Below are 18,298 nucleotides of genomic sequence, written 5' to 3' on the forward strand. Positions count from 1 at the left end.
CCGCCCAAACTCCGCATACGTCACGATCAGCGTGCGATCCCAACGCCCGAGTTCCACAAGTGCCGAGCGCATGGCCTCCATACCCGCGGCGAACTGGCGCAGCAAGTCGGCGTGACGCTGCGGCTGGTTCTGGTGTGTGTCGAAGCCGTTCAGCGTCAGACGAATCACCGCGACGCCTCGCCCCGCCACCGGCGCGCCTTGCGGCGTGTCGCTCGATGCGAGCGCCTGCATGGCCGTCTTGATCGAGGCGCCGAACGCGCCCGCTGGAAACGCCGTCTTCAGTGCGTAATTGCCCGGCCGCGGCCGCAGTGCATCGGCGGCATGCACGATGTCGTTCTCGACGTCGAGGATATGCGCGAGCGCGGGGTTGCGCTCCTTGAGCGAGACCGGTGTGACAAGGCGCGAGGCGCGCGCGAACTGCGCCGGATTCACGAGCGCGATGGCGCGAGCGCCGTTCGAGAGCGGCCCCATCTCCGCGCTTCCGAGCACCAGCGCATCGGCGGCAAATCCAGGCGGCACCGGCTCGCGTGCAAAGGCCCGCGTGAGCCAGCCCTCGCGCAGATATTCGTTGGAGCGCGAAGCCGTGTCCCAGATCTCGATCGAACGAAAATGCGAAAGATTCGGTTGCGCGTAGCTCACGCCCTGCACGATCGCGAGTTCATGTGCGCGCCACATCGGCATGAGCGGCGCGAGTGCGGGATGGAGCGCCGTGCGCTCGTCCAGTTGTATCGCCTGCGCGCGCGGCACGCCGATGGTTTGCCGGTAGCTGTAGTAAAGCGGATCGGCAAACGGCACGACGGTGTTGAGGCCATCGTTGCCGCCTTTCAGCTCGACGAGAATCAGCAGGTTCTCGTAGCCGCTCGCGTTGCCCGTGTGCAGGAGCGCCGCGCCTTGCGCGCGCGCAGCGCCAGGTAGCCATAACGATGAACCCGCCATCGCGGCGGCCGCTGTCGCACCGGCTGCAAGAAAGTCGCGTCGCTTCATGGCTTGCCTCGCTCGTCAGTGCGGCGGCGCACATTGCCGCCCGGGATTCGGCCGTTCATATCCATGTTTCACTTCTTCACTTCAACTGATACACCGGATCCATCAGCAGTGCCTGGAGATATGCCTGCGCACTGCTGCCCACTGCAATCGCATCGACGGGCGCAAGCGGCAGGACGGCGTGCTGCATCTGCAACTGCGCAGAGAGGTTGGGCCTGGCGTCGGCGCTAAGACCGAAGTGCGAAAGCCAGCCATCCAGATCGAAACGCATGCCGCCTTGCAAGACGTCTCGCCGCATCGCGTTCGGTGCGTTGAGCATGCTTTGCGGCATGCTCGCCGCGACCTTCGCCGGCGCGGCCGAAGCATGCGGGCGCCCTGCTTCCGTCGCACGAAACAACTGCTCGACGAACTGCTTGCGCGCGAGCAGCGTCGAGCTATTGATCCACGACGCGCCGCCGGGCCACCCCTTCACGTTCGGCGGATAAAACAGGTTCTCGCCCAACGCGGCAGCGCGCCGCGCGAACGGCAGCGTGTCGCCATACACCACGTCGAACCGCCGCATCGTCCCGACGATGAATTCCACCGGCGAACTCACGAGCACGCCCCGATTGCCTGCATCCCAGAACGCCGGCGTCAAAAGCAGCGCGTGCAGCGCAGCGCCGACCTCATAACCACTTGCGCGGAAGCGATCAGCGACGCCTGCAAGCTGCGCATCGTCCGGCGTACCGGAGATGAACTCGCGCCACAGCCTGGCCGACACATATCGGGCAGTTTGCGGCTGCGCGAGCAGGATGTCGAGCACCTGATCGCCGTCGAACGCGCCGCTGCGTCCAAGCACGGTCTTCTCTGCGTCGTCGTGCAAGTTGGCGCGCCAGACGAACGCCTGGGTGTCGGGGTCGAGACTCCAGCCCGTGTAGGCGCGCGCCGCTTCGGCAACGTCGCGCTGCGAGTATTGCCCTTCGCCCAGCGTGAACAGCTCCATCACTTCGCGCGCGAAATTCTCGTTGGGCCTGCCCTTGCGATTGCTCGCGCCGTCGAGATAAAGCAGCATCGCGGGATCCTTCGCGACGGCGTGCAACATGCTCGCGAAACTCCCCAGCGCATCGCGCCGCAAGAGCGCGTTTTGCGCGGCCATCAACTGCGGCTCGCCGACTTTGTCCTGCCCCGAGGTGAAGTGGTTGTGCCAGAAGAGCGTCATGCGCTCGGTCAGCGGTGAAGGCGTGACGAGCATCTCGCGCAGCCACCACGCGCGCAATTCGTCGTAGCGCGCACCGCGCTGGCGCTGCGCTTCCTGGCGTTCTTCGGGTGTCCATGCGTTGCGCTGCGCGCGGCTCGGCGGCACTTCGGCTGTCCATGCGGGTAGTGGTGTGAGCGCCTCGCTGCGCGCGCTGCCGACGAGCCGCGCGACCGCCTGTTCTCGCGTGAGTCCCACGTAAGACCCGACTTCGCTGGCCCGCGGTGCGAAGCCCGTGCGCACGAGAAGATGGCGGGCGTCGTCGGCATCGAGCAGCGCATCCGCGCTGTCGTCGGGCGTCGCTGCGTCCGCGGCGGACTGCGCGTTTGGCCTCGACCGTCTGGAATCGCTCATGATGATTGGGCGCCCGACAAAACCGCCGGCGCAGTCATTGAATGTACCGGCTTAACGGTCGCGGTCAAACGGATGTTGACTGCCCAATTGCTACGGTATTTTTCAACGCGTCTCACCGGCACGATTACACGATTCGATGCCGATAAAATCATGAAAGGCGCGAGAAAGGCGCGAACGAGGGCGAAGGGAAAATCGTGAATACGTTATCGCGGCGAGCGGCATTTACGCGCGCCGAAGCGGCATTAGCGCTTGTACAGTTCGCGCACGGCGTCTTCGATATGCTGACGCAAGAGGCGCCGCTCGTCGGGCGTCATATGGCCGTCGCGGCGACGCTGATCGAGATCGGGGGGAACCGCGGGACGCTGGTTGATGTCGGATGCAGGGCGCGGGATCGTGTCGCTGCGTATGCGTCGCATCGACGGTTTGCCGCCCGGCGAGCGAGTGGAGGACTGCGAGTTCTCGTAGCGGTCTGCGGAGGGCTGGGCCCGGGCTGGCACCGACTCCAATGCAGCCGCCACGCCACCGGCTAGCGCCAGTGCAAGCATGGTGTGGCGCATTGTCGGCCTGACCCCTCCCATCGTTTTGTTCCCTTCTTGACGCGGCAAACGGCTACCTCGAATACATGTACGAACCCGGCTCGGCGCGGGCATGAATTTTAAAGTCGAATGAAGTATCTACCGAACTGCCGCTTTACGTAAAGAAGTCTATCTGTCAGTGCTTGCCGTCGTGGCACAGCACGGGTAAATTTTGTAACTGACTGTAACCTGATAATTGGTGCAAACTCGCATCAGTATCCAATCGCGCTAAGATGCCAGGCATGGAAACCAAAAACCCGTCCAAAATTCTCGTTGTCGATGACGATCCCCGGCTGCGGGACCTGCTGCGCCGCTACCTCGGTGAGCAAGGCTTCAACGTCTATGTGGCCGAAAACGCCCCCGCCATGAACAAGCTGTGGGTGCGCGAGCGTTTCGACCTGCTGGTGCTCGACCTCATGCTGCCAGGCGAAGACGGCCTGTCGATCTGCCGCCGCCTGCGCGGCAGCAACGACCGCACGCCCATCATCATGCTCACCGCCAAGGGCGAGGACGTGGATCGCATCGTCGGCCTCGAAATGGGCGCCGACGACTATCTGCCCAAGCCCTTCAACCCGCGCGAACTTGTCGCACGCATTCACGCGGTGCTGCGCCGCCAGGCGCCATCCGAATTGCCGGGCGCGCCCTCGGAAACCACCGAGGTGTTCGAGTTCGGCGAATTCGCATTGAATCTCGCCACGCGTACGCTCACCAAGGCTGGCCAGGAAATTCCGCTCACCACGGGCGAATTCTCGGTGCTCAAGGTGTTTGCGCGTCATCCGCGCCAGCCGCTCTCGCGCGAAAAGCTCATGGAGCTTGCGCGCGGCCGTGAATACGAAGTGTTCGACCGTAGCCTCGACGTGCAGATCTCGCGCCTGCGCAAGCTCATCGAACCCGATCCGGGCAGCCCGCGTTTCATTCAAACCGTCTGGGGACTTGGCTACGTGTTCATTCCCGACGGCGCCGCCTGATCCTGGATGGTGTCTCGTTGTCTGCACTGCCTCTGTTGAAACGGGAAGGGTCCATGCGGATTGACCGGCGTTTGCTCACGCTCGCGTTCGGCGATCTGTTCTGGCGCACCTTCCTGTTGATCGCCCTTCTCATCGCGGTCAGTCTCGCCGCGTGGTTTCAGAGCTTTCGCGTGATCGAGCGGGAGCCGCGCGCACAGCGCGTGGCGCTCCAGCTCGTTGCGGTCGTGAAGCTCACGCGCACCGCGCTCCTCTACTCCGATCCCGATCTGCGCCGCGCGCTGCTGCAGGATCTCGAGAGCAACGAAGGCGTGCGTGTGTACCCGCGCGAAACCACCGACAAATACAAGCTCCAGCCCGACGAGTCGCTCAATCGTCTGATCGAGCATGACATTCGCGGGCGGCTTGGCGACGACACCGTGATCGCGCAGTCCGTGAACGACATTCCGGGCGTGTGGATCAGCTTCAAGATCGACGACGACGACTACTGGGTCGCGCTCGACCGCGACCAGCTCGACAACGTCACAGGCTTGCAGTGGGTCGGATGGGGCGTCTCCGCGCTTGCGCTATCGCTCTTTGGGGCGGCCTTCATCACGAGTCTCGTGAACCGGCCATTCGCGCGTCTGGCCATGTCGGCACGGATGCTGGGCTCCGGGCAGCCGCCCGCGCCCTTGCCTGAGAGCGGCATGGGCGTCGCAGCGGAGACGAATCGCTCGTTCAACCAGATGGTGCGCGACCTCGAGCAGCTAGAGGCCGACCGCGCGCTCATGCTCGCGGGCATTTCGCACGATTTGCGCACACCGCTTGCACGTCTGCGGCTCGAGACGGAGATGAGTCCATCCGACCAGGCGACCAAGGACGCGATGATCGACGACATCGAGCAGATGGACATGATCATCGGCCGCTTCCTCGATTATGCACGGCCTGCCCAACGCATGCCCGAGCGCGTCGATCTGTCGGTCATCGCGGGCGAGATGGCCGCGCGCATGGCGACCGAAGACGGCGTGCGCCTCATCACGCGGCTCGCGCCTTCGGCCATGATCGAGGCCGACGACACCGACATGCGCCGCGTGGTGGGCAACCTCATCGAGAACGCGCGCAAGTACGGCGCGAGCGAAACCGACGGCATTCCGCACATCATGCTCGAAACGCGCGTCTCGCATTCGCGCGTCGAACTCTCGGTGGTCGACGAAGGCCCCGGCATTCCCGAAGATCAACTCCCGCTCGTCACGCGGCCGTTCTACCGCGTCGACACGGCTCGCACGCAGGCCAACGGCACAGGCCTCGGCATGGCCATCGTGCAGCGCCTCGTGGGCCGCTATCGCGGCGCGCTGCGCCTGCGCAACCGGCTGCCGGGCCCCGGCCTCGAAGTGACGATCGAGTTCCCGCTCGCCAAGGGCGCCTGAGCTCCCCCTCTCCTGCGCGAGACCCGGCGGCGGCGCACCCTCGCATCATGCGCCGCCCGCACCTGCGACAATCGTTTTCATGGGCACGCCACGTTGCGCACCGCGCGCGGCGTCAAAGCGGGCCGCCCGGCCCGCCTCTCGTCTGAGGACATCCGCCATGAAAACCGTCGGCGACAAACTCGAAGCCTTCACCGTCACGGCCGCGAAACCCGGCTTCAACCATCCCGAAGAAAACGGCGCATCGGCGTTCGTCGAGATCACCGAGCAGACCTTCGCCAACAAGTGGAAGGTGATCTACTTCTACCCCAAGGATTTCACGCTCGTTTGCCCCACCGAGATCGTCGCATTTGCACGGCTCATCAAGGAATTCGATGACCGCGAAACAGTCGTCATGGGTGGCAGTTGCGACAACGAATATGTGAAGCTCGCCTGGCGGCGCGAGGACAAGAGTCTCGATCGCCTCAATCACTATTCGTTCGGCGACGTGAAGGGCGAACTCATCGATCAGCTCGGCATACGCGACAAGGAAGCGGGCGTGGCGCTGCGCGCGACGTTCATCGTCGACCCCGACAACACGATCCAGCATGTCACGGTGAACAACGTGAACGTCGGGCGCAGCGCCGAAGAAGTGCTGCGTGTGCTCGATGGCTTACAGACCGGCGAGTTGTGCCCCGACGGCCGCGAGGTCGGCGGCGAGACGCTTTAGGCCTCGCCTCCTCGCGCATTGCGCTTCACGTCTGGCTCGCCGCGGCGCGCGTGGGCAGGCGGTTGCGTATCGCTGTTTCGAGCGGCCGCTTCCACTCGAGCACGCGCTTTTCCAGCACCTGCCACGACAGATGCGCGAGCAGCACGGCCAGCGCGAACTGCAGCGTGAGCGCGAGGACGGTCTGTGCGGCGTCCGGCAAGTGGATCCGCGCATAGAGCCCCGGCGCTACGCCAAGACGCGCCGGCACGAGGTTGTGGAAGAGATAGAAGCCGTAGCTGATCGTGCCGAGATATGCGAGCGGCCGTACCTCGAGCACCGCGACGAGCACGCTGTCCTGGCAACGCACAAGCCACAGGAATAGCGCGCAGAGCGCGAGGGCGAGCCCGATGTCGATGAAGCCCGGCAGCATCGTCGCGCTCGTTACGCCTTCGGCCCACTCGCCACAATCGGCACGCGCCAGCGCGAAGCCGGCGATCGCCGCACACGCCACGACGAACCACACCGCGCTCAAAGCGCGCGAGCGCAACGGCACGCGCGCGCCGCCAATCGCCAGCGCGCCGCCGAGCGCGAGCATGGCGAAGTTCCACGGTGAGAACGCGTAGATGAGCGGCGCGATCGCGCCTTCCTCGTAGAGCGCGAGATGCGCGAACGCAGCCGCCGCGATGACCACCGCGCAAAGCGCGAGGTGACGCGACGCACGCACGAACAGGAGCGCAAACGGCGCGACGAGATAGAACTGCTGTTCGACCGCGAGGCTCCAGAAATGCGACACGGTGCCGGGCCAACCGTCGTGCACCACGCCAATCCAGTAATTGGAGAGGAATGCGAAATGCCAGGCGAGTCCAAGATCGACATCGCGCTGATAGAAGCTCGCATGCGCGATGGTGAGCGCAATGAGCAACAGGTAATACACGGGAAAAATGCGCAGTGTGCGCTTCATGAAGAAGACATACAGCAGCGCGGCCGTGCGCGCACCGTGCTGCTCGATGCGGACCCGATTGCGATGCAACTCACCGATGATCAGATAGCCACTGATCAGAAAGAACAGCCAGACACCGATCTTGCCAGCGTCGACGGCATCGACGTGGGCCTTGTGCGAGAGGAATACGAGCACGACTGCCAGCGCCCGCAGGCCGTCGAGGCCTTTCACGCGTCTTTCAACTCCCGCCATCGTCCTCCCCACTTCCGGTTACCGGTTCAGTATGGGACGAAAAAAACGGAAATTAATCGGCAAGAAAAGCAACGGCGATGATTGCAGCTGCAATCATCGCCGTCGGGTGCGCAGCGGGCACGCGCCCTGCTCGCGCCGTTCAACCCTTCAAAACAAGGGTTGAATAACGCATCACGCGCGCAGCAGCAGGACCGCAGCCTGCGCTTCGATCCCTTCGCTGCGGCCGAGATAGCCGAGCTTCTCATTCGTCTTCGCCTTCACGTTGACGCGCTCGACCGCCAGGTTCAGGTCTTCGGCGATCGTCTGGCGCATCGACTCGATATGGGGCGCGAGCTTGGGCTGCTGCGCGATCACCGTGGTATCGACGTTCATGAGCGTGAAACCCGCCTCCTGCACGCGGCGCAGACATTCGCGCAGCAGCACGCGGCTGTTGGCGCCGTAGAACTGCTTGTCGGTGTCGGGAAAATGGCGGCCGATGTCGCCGAGCGCGGCGGCGCCGAACAGCGCGTCGGTGATGGCGTGCAGCAGCACGTCGGCGTCCGAGTGGCCGAGCAGGCCGCGATCGTAGGGGATCGTCACGCCGCCGAGCACGAGCGGGCGGCCGGGCACCAGCGCGTGCACGTCGTAGCCTTGTCCGATTCTGATGTCCATGTGTGGGGTTCCGGTAAATGGATTGCGGGTGCGCTTATTCTGCGGGCCGGCTGAGGATCGCTTCGGCGAGCGCGAAATCTTCGGGGTACGTCACCTTGAAGTTGCGCAGGCTGCCCTGCACGAGTCGCGGCGCGTGGCCGAGCCATTCGATCGCGCTCGCTTCGTCGGTGAGATCGTGGCCGTCTTGCTGCGCGCGTTCGATGGCCGTGCGCAGCATGCCGATGCGGAACATCTGCGGGGTCTGGGCCTGCCAGAGTCCGTCGCGCGATTCAGTGCGCGCGATGTGCGTGCCGGGCGCCGCGGGGTCTTTCGGTGCGACGCGCTTGAGCGTGTCGGCCACCGGCAGCGCCATGATGCCGCCCACGGGGTCGTCCTTGAGCGACTCGACGAGCGTGCGGATCAGCGCGGGCGTGATGCCGGGGCGCGCGGCGTCGTGGACGAGCACCCAGTCGTCGTCGGTTGCGCCGAATTCGGCGAGCGCGGCGAGGCCGTTGTACACCGAAGCCTGGCGCGAGGCCCCGCCGCAGCGACGCACGGCAAAGCGCAAGCCGCCGAAACGCCGGGCGTCGAAGTGGCTATCGTCGGGCGAAAGCACCACGAGCGTCTGCGAGAATTCGTTGCAGGCGTCGAAAGCGGCGAGCGTATAGTGCAGGAGGTCGCGTCCGGCAACGATTCGATATTGTTTCGGCATGGCCGAGCCCGACCGGCTGCCGGTGCCGGCGCACGGAATCAGGGCAAAGAGGCGTGAAGTCACGGTATCGCGAGACGCATGAGTCAAAGTAAAGGACGGATTTTATAATAGGTCCCTTACCCGCACGCCGGACGCCTGCAAAACGTCGGTCGACGTGAGAAATACGCGCGACGAATTCGCTTGAAGACCAGAAACCGGCCCCCATATTCCGGCGTTGCACTCCGCCCGAACTGAACTGGCCACCATACCGACACACGCGTCGGCCACCCTGCTGCCTATGTCCGATATCGCCGCTTCCTCGCAATCTCCGTCCCCCGTCGCCGTCGTCAAGCCGGGGCAGCGCTACGCGTTCGACGGCACGCACGGCTCGTCCGACGCGCTACTGATCGCCCGCTACCGCGAGGCCGCGCGCGCCGGCGCGGGCCAGGCGCCACTGCTCGCCGTGTTCTGCGCAAGCGCCGTGGACGCGCAACGGCTCACCCAGGAGATTCCGTTTTTCGCGCCCGAGGCGCGTGTGCGCCTCCTGCCCGACTGGGAAACGCTGCCGTATGACACCTTCTCGCCGCACCAGGACCTCGTTTCGGAGCGTCTTGCCACGCTGCACGACCTCGGCGAAGGCCGCTGCGACATTCTCATCGTGCCGGCCACCACGGCGCTGTATCGCATGCCGCCCGCCTCATTCCTCGCGGCCTATACGTTCTCGTTCTCGCAGGGCGAGCGCCTCGACGAAGCGAAGTTCAAGTCGCAGCTCACGCTCGCGGGCTACGAGCACGTGAGCCAGGTGGTGCGCCCCGGCGAATACTGCGTGCGCGGCTCGCTCATCGACCTCTTTCCGATGGGCTCGCCGCTACCCTACCGCATCGATCTCTTCGACGATCAGGTCGACTCGATCCGCGCATTCGATCCGGACAGCCAGCGCAGCCTCTACCCCGTGAAGGACGTGCGCCTGCTGCCGGGACGCGAATTCCCGTTCGACGAAGCGGCACGCACGGCGTTTCGCAGCCGCTGGCGCGAGGTGTTCGAGGGCGACCCGAGCCGCGCGACGATCTACAAGGACATCGGCAACGGCGTGCCTTCGGCGGGCATCGAATACTACTTGCCGCTCTTCTTCGAAGAGACGGCTACGCTCTTCCACTATCTGCCGGAAAACGCGCAGCTGGTGTTCTCGGGCGACCTCGAAGCCTCGATCCGCCGCTTCACGAACGACACGAAGCAGCGCCACAACTTCCTCTCGCACGACCGCGAGCGGCCGATCCTCGAGCCGCAGCGCCTATTCCTGACCGACGAGGACTTCTTTGCGTTCGCGAAGCCCTTCGCGCGCCTCGTGCTGCCCGCGACGAGCGCCGGCGGCTGGGCCACGGCGCTGCCGAGCCTCGCGATCGACCGTCACGCCGACGACCCGCTCGCCTCGCTGCGCACGTACCTCGACACGACGAAGAACCGCGTGTTGTTTGCGGTGGAGTCGGCAGGCCGGCGCGAAACCATCGCGCAGCTGCTCGCCGACAACCATCTTCGCCCCGGGGGCGCGGACAGCTTCGAGGACTGGCTCACCGGCGACGAGCGCTTCGCGCTGGGCGTCGCGCCGCTTTCCACGGGCTTCTCGCTGCCGGGCGAGGAACTCGCGGTCATCACTGAGACCGAGCTTTACGGACCGCTCGCGCGCCGCGCCGGGCGCCGCCGCCAGGAACAGGCGAGCAACGTCGATTCGATGGTGCGCGACCTCTCCGAACTCAAGGTGGGCGATCCGGTGGTCCATGCGCAGCACGGCATCGGCCGCTATCACGGCCTCGTGACGATGGACCTCGGCGAAGGCGACACAGAATTCCTGCACCTCGAATACGCAAACGGCAGCAAGCTCTACGTGCCGGTCTCGCAGCTGCATGTGATTTCGCGCTACAGCGGCGCCGATCCGGATAGCGCGCCGCTGCATGCGCTCGGCTCGGGCCAGTGGGAAAAGGCGCGCCGCAAGGCCGCGCAGCAGATCCGCGACACCGCCGCCGAGCTGTTGAATCTCTACGCGCGCCGCGCCGCGCGCGAGGGCCACGCGTTCGCGCTCGAACCGAAGGACTACGTGAAGTTCGCGGAGAGCTTCGGCTTCGAGGAGACGCCCGACCAGGCCGCGGCGATCGCCGCTGTGATCGGCGACATGACGAGCGGCAAGCCGATGGACCGCCTCGTGTGCGGCGACGTGGGCTTCGGCAAGACCGAGGTGGCGTTGCGCGCGGCGTTCATCGCCGTGATGGGCGGCAAGCAGGTGGCGATCCTCTCGCCCACCACGCTGCTCGCCGAGCAGCACACGCAGACCTTCACCGACCGCTTTTCCGAGTGGCCCGTGCGCATTGCCGAGCTGTCGCGCTTCAAGTCCGCCAAGGAAGTGAGCGGCGCGATCCAGCAGATCAACGACGGCAGCGTCGATATCGTGATCGGCACGCACAAGCTGCTTTCATCCGATGTTCAGTTCAAGCGCCTCGGGCTCGTGATCATCGACGAGGAACACCGTTTCGGCGTGCGCCAGAAGGAGGCGCTCAAGGCCCTGCGCGCGGAAGTGGACGTGCTCACGCTCACCGCGACGCCCATTCCGCGTACGCTCGGCATGGCGCTCGAAGGCCTGCGCGACTTCTCCGTGATCGCGACCGCGCCGCAAAAGCGCCTCGCCATCAAGACCTTCGTGCGCCGCGAGGAAGACAGCGTGATTCGCGAGGCGATGCTGCGCGAACTCAAGCGCGGCGGCCAGGTGTACTTCCTGCACAACGAAGTCGAGACCATCGAGAACCGCCGCGCAATGCTCGAAGCGCTCGTGCCCGAAGCGCGCATCGCCGTGGCGCACGGCCAGATGCACGAGCGCGAACTCGAAGCCGTGATGCGCGATTTCGTGGCGCAGCGCGCGAACGTGCTGCTCTGTACGACCATCATCGAGACCGGCATCGACGTGCCGACCGCGAACACGATCCTCATTCACCGCTCCGACAAATTCGGTCTCGCCCAGCTGCACCAGTTGCGCGGCCGCGTCGGACGTTCGCACCACCAGGCGTACGCGTATCTGCTTGTGCACGATCCGCAAGGACTCACGAAGCAGGCGCAGCGGCGTCTCGAAGCCATCCAGCAGATGGAAGAACTCGGTTCGGGCTTCTATCTGGCGATGCACGACCTCGAGATTCGCGGCACTGGCGAAGTGCTCGGCGACAAGCAGTCGGGCGAAATTCAGGAGATCGGCTTCCAGCTCTACACAGACATGCTCAACGACGCCGTGAAGGCGCTCAAGGACGGCCGCGAGCCCGATCTCAACGCGCCGCTCGCGGCGACCACCGAGATCAACCTGCACGCACCCGCTATCCTGCCCGCCGACTATTGCGGCGACGTGCAGGAGCGCCTGTCGCTCTACAAGCGCCTCGCGAACTGCGAGCACGACGACTCGATCGACGGCATTCAGGAAGAGCTGATCGACCGCTTCGGCAAGATGCCGGCGCAGGCGCACGCGCTCATTGAAACGCATCGGCTGCGGCTGGCCGCCAAGCCGCTCGGCATCACGAAAATCGATGCGGGCGAAGCGGTCATTGGCCTGCAGTTCGTGCCGAATCCGCCTGTGGACGCCATGCGCATCATCGAGATGGTGCAGAAGCACAAGCACATCAAGCTCGCGGGCCAGGACAAGCTGCGCATCGAAACGCGCAGCCCCGACCTCGCCGTGCGCGTGGCAACGGTGAAGGAGACGTTGCGCGCGCTCGGCGCGCCCAATCGCGCCAGCGCATCGCGCTAAGCGCCCTTGCGGCACCTTCAGACGCCCGCGCGGTTTGCCCTCCGCGCGGGCGTTTTCACGTCATGCTGCAGCGCGCCATACACGCTGCAATTGCGCGTTACGTGAGACGCCGCACAGCCGGCAGCTTTGGCTTGCCGCATTCTTTTTGGGTAAGATGAAGAATACAAGCAAGCCGGAGTCCAACATGTCCCTCGCCGCTGAAACAGCGCAGTCGTCCACGCCTTCCGCCGCCCTTCCCGCCTCGCTCCCCTGGGTTACCCGCCTCGTTTCGATGGATACGGTCAGCCGCCATCCGAATCTCGGCCTGATCGAAACCGTGCGCGACGACCTGCGCGCGCGCGGCATCGAGTCGACGCTCACCTATGGCCGCGACGGCAAATGGGCCAACCTGTTCGCCACGATCCCCGCGCATGACGGAGAGACGAACGGCGGCATCGTGCTCTCGGGTCACACCGACGTGGTGCCCGTGGACGGCCAGAAATGGGACAGCGACCCGTTCAAGCCCGAGATCCGCGACGGCCTGCTCTACGGCCGCGGCACCTGCGACATGAAGGGATTCATTGGCGCGGCGCTCACGCTGCTGCCCGAGATCCAGCAGACGAAACTCGCCAAGCCCCTGCACCTCGCGCTCTCGTTCGACGAGGAAGTGGGCTGCGTGGGCGCGCCGCTCATGATCGAAGAACTCGTGAAGCGCGGCGTGAAGCCCGAAGGCTGCATCGTGGGCGAGCCCACGAGCATGCGCCCCATCGTGGCCCACAAGGGCATCAACGCGTATCAGTGCTGCGTTCGCGGCCAGGCCGCGCATTCGTCGCTCACGCCGCGCGGCCTGAACGCGATCGAGTACGCGGCGCGTCTCATTTGCTATATCCGCGACATGGCCGACGAGTTCCGCGCGAACGGCCCGTTCGACGAGCTTTACGATGTGCCGTTCACGACCGCGCAAACCAGCACGATCGAAGGCGGCAACGCCATCAACACGGTGCCGGCAGAATGCCGCTTCGCATTCGAGTTCCGCAATCTGCCGACGCTCAACCCCGATACGATCTTCGCGCGCATCGAGCAGTACGCACGCGAAACGCTCGTGCCGAAGATGCAGCGCGAGCACGCGGTGGGTGCAATCGAATTCACGAAGATCGCAGCCGCCCCCGGCCTCGACGCCACCGAGCAGGCCGCGATCACGCAACTCGTGCGCGCGCTCACTGCCGACCAGTCGCGTCGCAAAGTGGCCTACGGCACCGAAGCTGGCCTCTTTGCGCGCGCGGGCATTCCGAGCGTGGTGTGCGGCCCCGGCGACATCCAGCAGGCGCACAAGCCGAACGAATACGTCTCGCTCGAACAGCTCGCGGCCTGCGAAGGTTTCCTGCGCAAGCTCGTGCACGGCATGTCCGTCGAAACCCTGGCGCAGTAACCCCTGCTAACCACGCTGGACGCGCACCATCATGTCCACCGCCGCGCCGCTCCCCACCAGCCACACGATAGACGGTGAGGCGATCCCCACGCTCGACGAGATCGCCTCGCAGCATTTCGCGCTCGCGCCGTGGGTGTTGCGAACGCCGGTGTTCGACCGCCACGATCTGTCCACTCTCGAAGCCACGCTCGTGAACTTCAAGTTCGAGCTGCTGCAATCGAGCGGCAGTTTCAAGGTGCGCGGCGCGTTCACGCATCTGCTCGCGCTCGACGCCGCGCAACGCAGCGCGGGCGTCACGTGCGTGTCGGGCGGCAATCACGCCATTGCGGTCGCGTATGCGGCGATGCGCCTCGGCATCAGCGCGAAGGTCGTGCTCTTTCGCACCGCGAGCGCGGCGCGCGTCGCGCAATGCAAGCGCCTTGGCGCGGAAATCGTCGTGGCGGGCAACAGCAGCGAGGCGTTCGAGATCGTGCGCCGGATCGAGACCGACGAGGGACGCTATTTCGTGCATCCGTTCAACGGCTATCGCACGGTGCTCGGCACGGCCACACTCGGCTACGAATGGGGGACGCAAGCGCCCGATCTCGACGCCGTCGTCGTGCCCATTGGCGGCGGCGGGCTCGCTGCGGGCGTGTCCACCGCGCTGCGGCTCGCGAATCCGAGCGTGCGCGTGTATGGCGTCGAGCCCGAGGGCTCGGATGTGATGAGCCGCAGTTTCGCCGCGAACCGCACGGTGCGCCTGACCCATATGCATTCGATCGCCGACTCGCTGATGGCGCCGCATGCGGAGCAATACAGCTATACGCTGTGCCGCCGCCATCTCGAACGGGTCGTCACGGTCTCCGACGACGCCCTGCGCAGCGCGATGCGCGTGCTATTCGAGCAACTCAAGCTCGCCGTGGAGCCCGCTTGCGCCACCGCGACGGCGGGGTTGCTCGGGCCGCTGCGCGATACGCTGCAAGGCAAGCGCGTAGGCGTGCTGTTGTGTGGCACGAACACCGATCCCACGACTTTCCATCAGCAGATCTCGCACGCGCATTGAATCCATGCGCGTGCGGTAGGCACGCGAAGTGCGTTTGCCGGGGCTTCGTCGCGAGTCCCTGGCAAAACCGCCCGGCAAAACGTCAGGGAATGTCAAATTGCTACCGCGATACGGATGCGTTCGCTATGATTGCGCCAATACGCCGTATTGACCCCAGCCCCGTGCCGCGCCATTCAGGGAGAGCCCGCTCATGAGCATCGTCCAGGAGTTCAAGGAATTCGCCGTCAAAGGCAACGTGATGGATCTCGCCGTCGGTGTGATTATCGGCGGCGCGTTCTCGAGCATTGTCAACTCAATCGTGAAGGACCTCATCATGCCGGTCATCGGCGTGATCACGGGCGGCCTCGACTTCTCGAACATGTTCGTGCGGCTCGGACACATCCCGGCCAGCTATAAAGGCAACCCCGAGTCGTACAAGGACCTGCAGACCGCGGGCGTGGCCGTGTTCGGCTACGGCTCGTTCATCACCGCGGTGATCAATTTCGTCATTCTCGCGTTCATCATCTTTTTGATGGTGAAATTCATCAACAAGCTGCGCCAGCCGCAAGCGGCCGCCGCCGCCGAGCCGGCGCCCACGCCCGAAGACGTGCTGCTGCTGCGCGAGATCCGCGATTCGCTGCAGAACAATCCGCGCTGATCCGCGCGAGAATCCAGACAAAAGCCCGCGCCGCCGCAAGGCCGCGCGGGCTTTTTTGTGCCCAACGCAATCAGGGAGCAGGTGCGGCGGAACCGGGTTCGGCCGCCGCGCTGCGCGCAGCGATGGCCTCTTCGATCAGCCGTTCGAGTTGCTCGAAATTGACGGGTTTCGTGAGATGCGCGGTGAAGCCCGCTTCGACGCTGCGGCGCACGTCGTCGTCGGTGCCGAAGCCGGTGAGCGCGACGGCGGGCGCCGTCGATTGCGCACGAAACGCCCGGATGAAGTCGATGCCCGAGCCGTCCGGCAGGCCGATGTCGCTCACCACGAGGTCGAACGGCATGCTGGCCGTGAGCGCGAGCGCGCCGGCCACGCTGCCCGCCACCGTCACCTCGTGGCCGCCCGCGCGCATGAGCTGCGACATGACCTCGGCAGTGTCTTCGTGATCCTCGATCAGCAGGATGTTCAGCGCGCCCGCCCGATGCGGCCCGCGCAGTTCGGCTGTCGTCGCCGCGCCCTCGCCTCGCGCCGCGCTCGGCAGCACGATGGTGAATGTCGCCCCGCAATGCGCGCCGGGGCTCTTCGCGCCCACGCTCCCGCCGTGCGCCTCGGTCAGCGCCCGCGTCACCGCAAGACCTAGACCGAGCCCGCCGAACTGGCGCGTGAGATTGTGGCTGCCCTGTTCGAAGGCATGAAAGAGCTTGCCGATCTGCTCGGGCGCAATGCCAATGCCCGTGTCTTCGACCTCGATCTCCACGTGCATGCGCTCATCGCGCGTACGCACGTAAATGTGGCCGCCGTCGGGCGTGAACTTCGCGGCGTTGCGCACGAGGTTCCAGAGCATCTGCTGCAGGCGCGCGCGGTCGCCGCGCACATAGTGTTGCTGCGCGCGCAGATCGACGTGCACGTCCTGCTGCTTGATCTGGATTTCGCTATGAAAGAGTTCGAGCACCGCCCCGATCACTTCGTGCACGTCGACCGTGTCGAGCGCGAGGCTCAGCTTGCCATTGGCCACACGCGTGAGATCGAGCAGATCGTCGATCAGACGCGCCTCGAGTTCGATATTGCGGCGGATCATCAGCACGCCCGAGCGCGCCGCGTCGGGCAGGCCCGGGATCTGCTCCAGCAGACGCGTGCCCGCGAGCACCGGCGTCAGCGGCGTGCGCAGCTCGTGCGAAAGCATCGCGAGGAACCGGTCTTTCGCGCGGTTGGCGTCTTCGGCGGTCTGCCGTGCGGCCTGCTCCGAGGCGAGCAGGCGCTCGCGCTCCTCGGTCGCTTCGCGTTGCGAATCGATGTCGGTGCAACTGCCGAACCACTTGTTGACGCCGCCGCGCGGGTCGCGCATCGCAACGATTCGGACATCGAACCATCGATAAGCGCCATCGCGGCGGCGAATCCGCATCTCATGGCGATAGTCGGTGGCGCCGCTGCCCACGGCATCGAGCCAGGTATCGCGAATCTCGTCGCGATCGTCGGCGTGCACGGCATCGAGCCAGGCGAGACCGTGCGACTGGCCCGCGTCGAGCCCCGTGTAGTCGAGCCACTGCTTCGAGACAAAGTCGCAATGGCCGTCCGCGCCGCAGGTGAGCACGAGGTGCGGCAACGCCTCGGAAAGCGTGCGGTAGTGCTCTTCGCGGTCGCGCAGCAGCAGTGCTTCGTCGGAGGCACGCTGGAGCGCCACTTGCGACAGCACGCGTGCAACGGCTTCCGGCAGATAGTCGAGATAGTCGCCCGATTTCGGCACCACGTCCGAGACGCCCGCGCGCAGCGCTGCGATCACGCGGGATTCGTCGGTGAACCCGGTCACGAGGATGGCCGGCACGCGCACGTCGTCGGCACGCAGGCGGCGGAAGAAGTCGAGGCCCGTTTCCGCGCCGTCGAGCTGATAGTCGAGCACGAGCACGTCGGGCGTCTGAACGGCGAGCAATGCGCGCGCCTCCCCCACACCCGTGCAGGTGTCCACGCGCGCTCCGGCGCGCAGAAGCGACTTGCGGGCGAGGCGCAGGATGCCTTCGTCGTCGTCGACGACGAGCACGCGCGCGCCGGCCAGCATCGTGGGTTCCTCAGTCATGCGCGAAGCGTCCCTTCGGGCACGGTTCGGGCTTGCAGTGCATGCCGCCGTTTTTGCCGCCGTTCTTCCATGCTGTTGCCAATGCGTGACGATTCCATGCGTGATGCTTGCGTAAAGCGTTATTGTGCGCCGGCCGGGGGCGCCTGAACGAAGCGATGCCCCGGCGGCAGCTTGACGACCTGGAGAAAGAAGCCGAGTCGGCGCACAGCTTCGATGAACGCGTCATATTCGACCGGTTTCGTGATGTACACGTTGCAGCCGAGCTCGTAGCAGCGTTCGATCTCGCGAGGGTCGTCGGTGGTCGTGAGCACGATCACCGGCACCGACGCCGTGGCAGGCTCCGCTTTCAGGCGCCGCAGCACCTCGAAGCCGTCCACGCGCGGCATGCGCAGGTCGAGCAGCACGACGAAATTGCCGAGCGCCTCGCGCGACGGCCAGGCCGCCGACGCAGCCGGGTTGTCGCCCGGCGTGCCGAAAAAATAATCGAGCGCCTCCTGGCCGTCGCGAAAGCGCAGAAAGCCGTTTGAAATCCCCGAACGCCGCAGGTTGCGCTCGACCAGCGTGGCATGCCCGTCGTCGTCTTCGATCAGCACGATGCTGACCTGTTCCCCGTTCGTCATCTCGACTCTCCTACGTACTGCATGAATTCTTC

Annotated in this window: 15 protein-coding genes; 7 read left to right on the top strand and 8 right to left on the bottom strand. The window is 65.4% G+C overall.

Translation table 11 applies throughout. From position 1 onward, the window contains the following. From VSR72_RS06425 to VSR72_RS06435, 3 genes are all read right to left on the bottom strand, one after another. The coding region (locus VSR72_RS06425; RefSeq protein WP_342951595.1) for a DUF1501 domain-containing protein at positions 1–984 on the bottom strand (984 nt) is incomplete at its 3' end. Positions 985–1,060: 76 nt separating this feature from the next. After that, positions 1,061–2,569 (bottom strand): DUF1800 domain-containing protein, encoded by a 1,509-nt coding sequence (locus tag VSR72_RS06430; protein WP_342951596.1) that lies wholly within the window; start codon positions 2,567–2,569, stop codon positions 1,061–1,063. Between the two features lie 242 nt (positions 2,570–2,811). Then, on the bottom strand, positions 2,812–3,126 hold the full coding sequence (locus tag VSR72_RS06435; RefSeq protein WP_342951597.1) for a hypothetical protein: 315 nt from the start codon (positions 3,124–3,126) through the stop codon (positions 2,812–2,814). 260 nt (positions 3,127–3,386) lie between these two features. Here VSR72_RS06435 and ompR point away from each other — a divergent pair, with 260 nt between their 5' ends. From ompR to VSR72_RS06450, 3 genes are all read left to right on the top strand, one after another. Then, positions 3,387–4,112 carry a two-component system response regulator OmpR gene (gene ompR / locus VSR72_RS06440; RefSeq protein ID WP_035514479.1) on the top strand — a complete coding sequence of 242 codons (726 nt, stop codon included), beginning with the start codon at positions 3,387–3,389 and terminating at the stop codon, positions 4,110–4,112. A 53-nt stretch (positions 4,113–4,165) separates the two neighbouring features. Beyond that, the gene (locus tag VSR72_RS06445) at positions 4,166–5,515 is read left to right on the top strand and encodes an ATP-binding protein (protein WP_342951598.1); all 1,350 of its coding nucleotides are present in this window, start codon (positions 4,166–4,168) and stop codon (positions 5,513–5,515) included. Positions 5,516–5,672: 157 nt separating this feature from the next. Beyond that, positions 5,673–6,221, top strand: a complete 549-nt coding sequence (locus VSR72_RS06450) for a peroxiredoxin (RefSeq protein WP_342951599.1) — start codon at positions 5,673–5,675, stop codon at positions 6,219–6,221. Positions 6,222–6,246: 25 nt separating this feature from the next. On the opposite strand, the gene VSR72_RS06455 is transcribed toward VSR72_RS06450, so the two are convergent. From VSR72_RS06455 to ispD, 3 genes are all read right to left on the bottom strand, one after another. After that, positions 6,247–7,371, bottom strand: a complete 1,125-nt coding sequence (locus VSR72_RS06455; RefSeq protein WP_342951600.1) for an acyltransferase — start codon at positions 7,369–7,371, stop codon at positions 6,247–6,249. 192 nt (positions 7,372–7,563) lie between these two features. Beyond that, on the bottom strand, positions 7,564–8,043 hold the full coding sequence (ispF, locus tag VSR72_RS06460; RefSeq protein ID WP_342951601.1) for a 2-C-methyl-D-erythritol 2,4-cyclodiphosphate synthase: 480 nt from the start codon (positions 8,041–8,043) through the stop codon (positions 7,564–7,566). Between the two features lie 34 nt (positions 8,044–8,077). Continuing rightward, complete coding sequence (gene ispD, locus VSR72_RS06465; protein ID WP_342951602.1) at positions 8,078–8,797, bottom strand: 2-C-methyl-D-erythritol 4-phosphate cytidylyltransferase; 720 nt, start codon at positions 8,795–8,797, stop codon at positions 8,078–8,080. A gap of 214 nt (positions 8,798–9,011) precedes the next feature. On the opposite strand from ispD, the gene mfd reads away from it, so the two are divergent. The 4 genes from mfd to mscL all read left to right on the top strand — a co-directional run bounded on the left by mfd (position 9,012) and on the right by mscL (position 15,578). Further along, on the top strand, positions 9,012–12,491 hold the full coding sequence (mfd, locus tag VSR72_RS06470; protein ID WP_342951603.1) for a transcription-repair coupling factor: 3,480 nt from the start codon (positions 9,012–9,014) through the stop codon (positions 12,489–12,491). Positions 12,492–12,675: 184 nt separating this feature from the next. Continuing rightward, complete coding sequence (gene argE / locus VSR72_RS06475; RefSeq protein ID WP_342951604.1) at positions 12,676–13,899, top strand: acetylornithine deacetylase; 1,224 nt, start codon at positions 12,676–12,678, stop codon at positions 13,897–13,899. Positions 13,900–13,930: 31 nt separating this feature from the next. Then, complete coding sequence (locus VSR72_RS06480) at positions 13,931–14,941, top strand: threonine/serine dehydratase (RefSeq protein ID WP_342951605.1); 1,011 nt, start codon at positions 13,931–13,933, stop codon at positions 14,939–14,941. A 190-nt stretch (positions 14,942–15,131) separates the two neighbouring features. Continuing rightward, entirely contained in the window at positions 15,132–15,578 is a 447-nt protein-coding gene (mscL, locus tag VSR72_RS06485) for a large conductance mechanosensitive channel protein MscL (protein ID WP_342951606.1), read from the top strand. Between the two features lie 70 nt (positions 15,579–15,648). On the opposite strand, the gene VSR72_RS06490 is transcribed toward mscL, so the two are convergent. After that, positions 15,649–17,646 carry a response regulator gene (locus VSR72_RS06490; RefSeq protein WP_342951607.1) on the bottom strand — a complete coding sequence of 666 codons (1,998 nt, stop codon included), beginning with the start codon at positions 17,644–17,646 and terminating at the stop codon, positions 15,649–15,651. A 119-nt stretch (positions 17,647–17,765) separates the two neighbouring features. Next, the gene (locus VSR72_RS06495; RefSeq protein WP_342951608.1) at positions 17,766–18,266 is read right to left on the bottom strand and encodes a response regulator; all 501 of its coding nucleotides are present in this window, start codon (positions 18,264–18,266) and stop codon (positions 17,766–17,768) included. Positions 18,267–18,298: the final 32 nt, after the last annotated feature.

This window comes from Paraburkholderia sp. JHI869 (assembly GCF_038900775.1).
GTDB lineage: Bacteria > Pseudomonadota > Gammaproteobacteria > Burkholderiales > Burkholderiaceae > Paraburkholderia.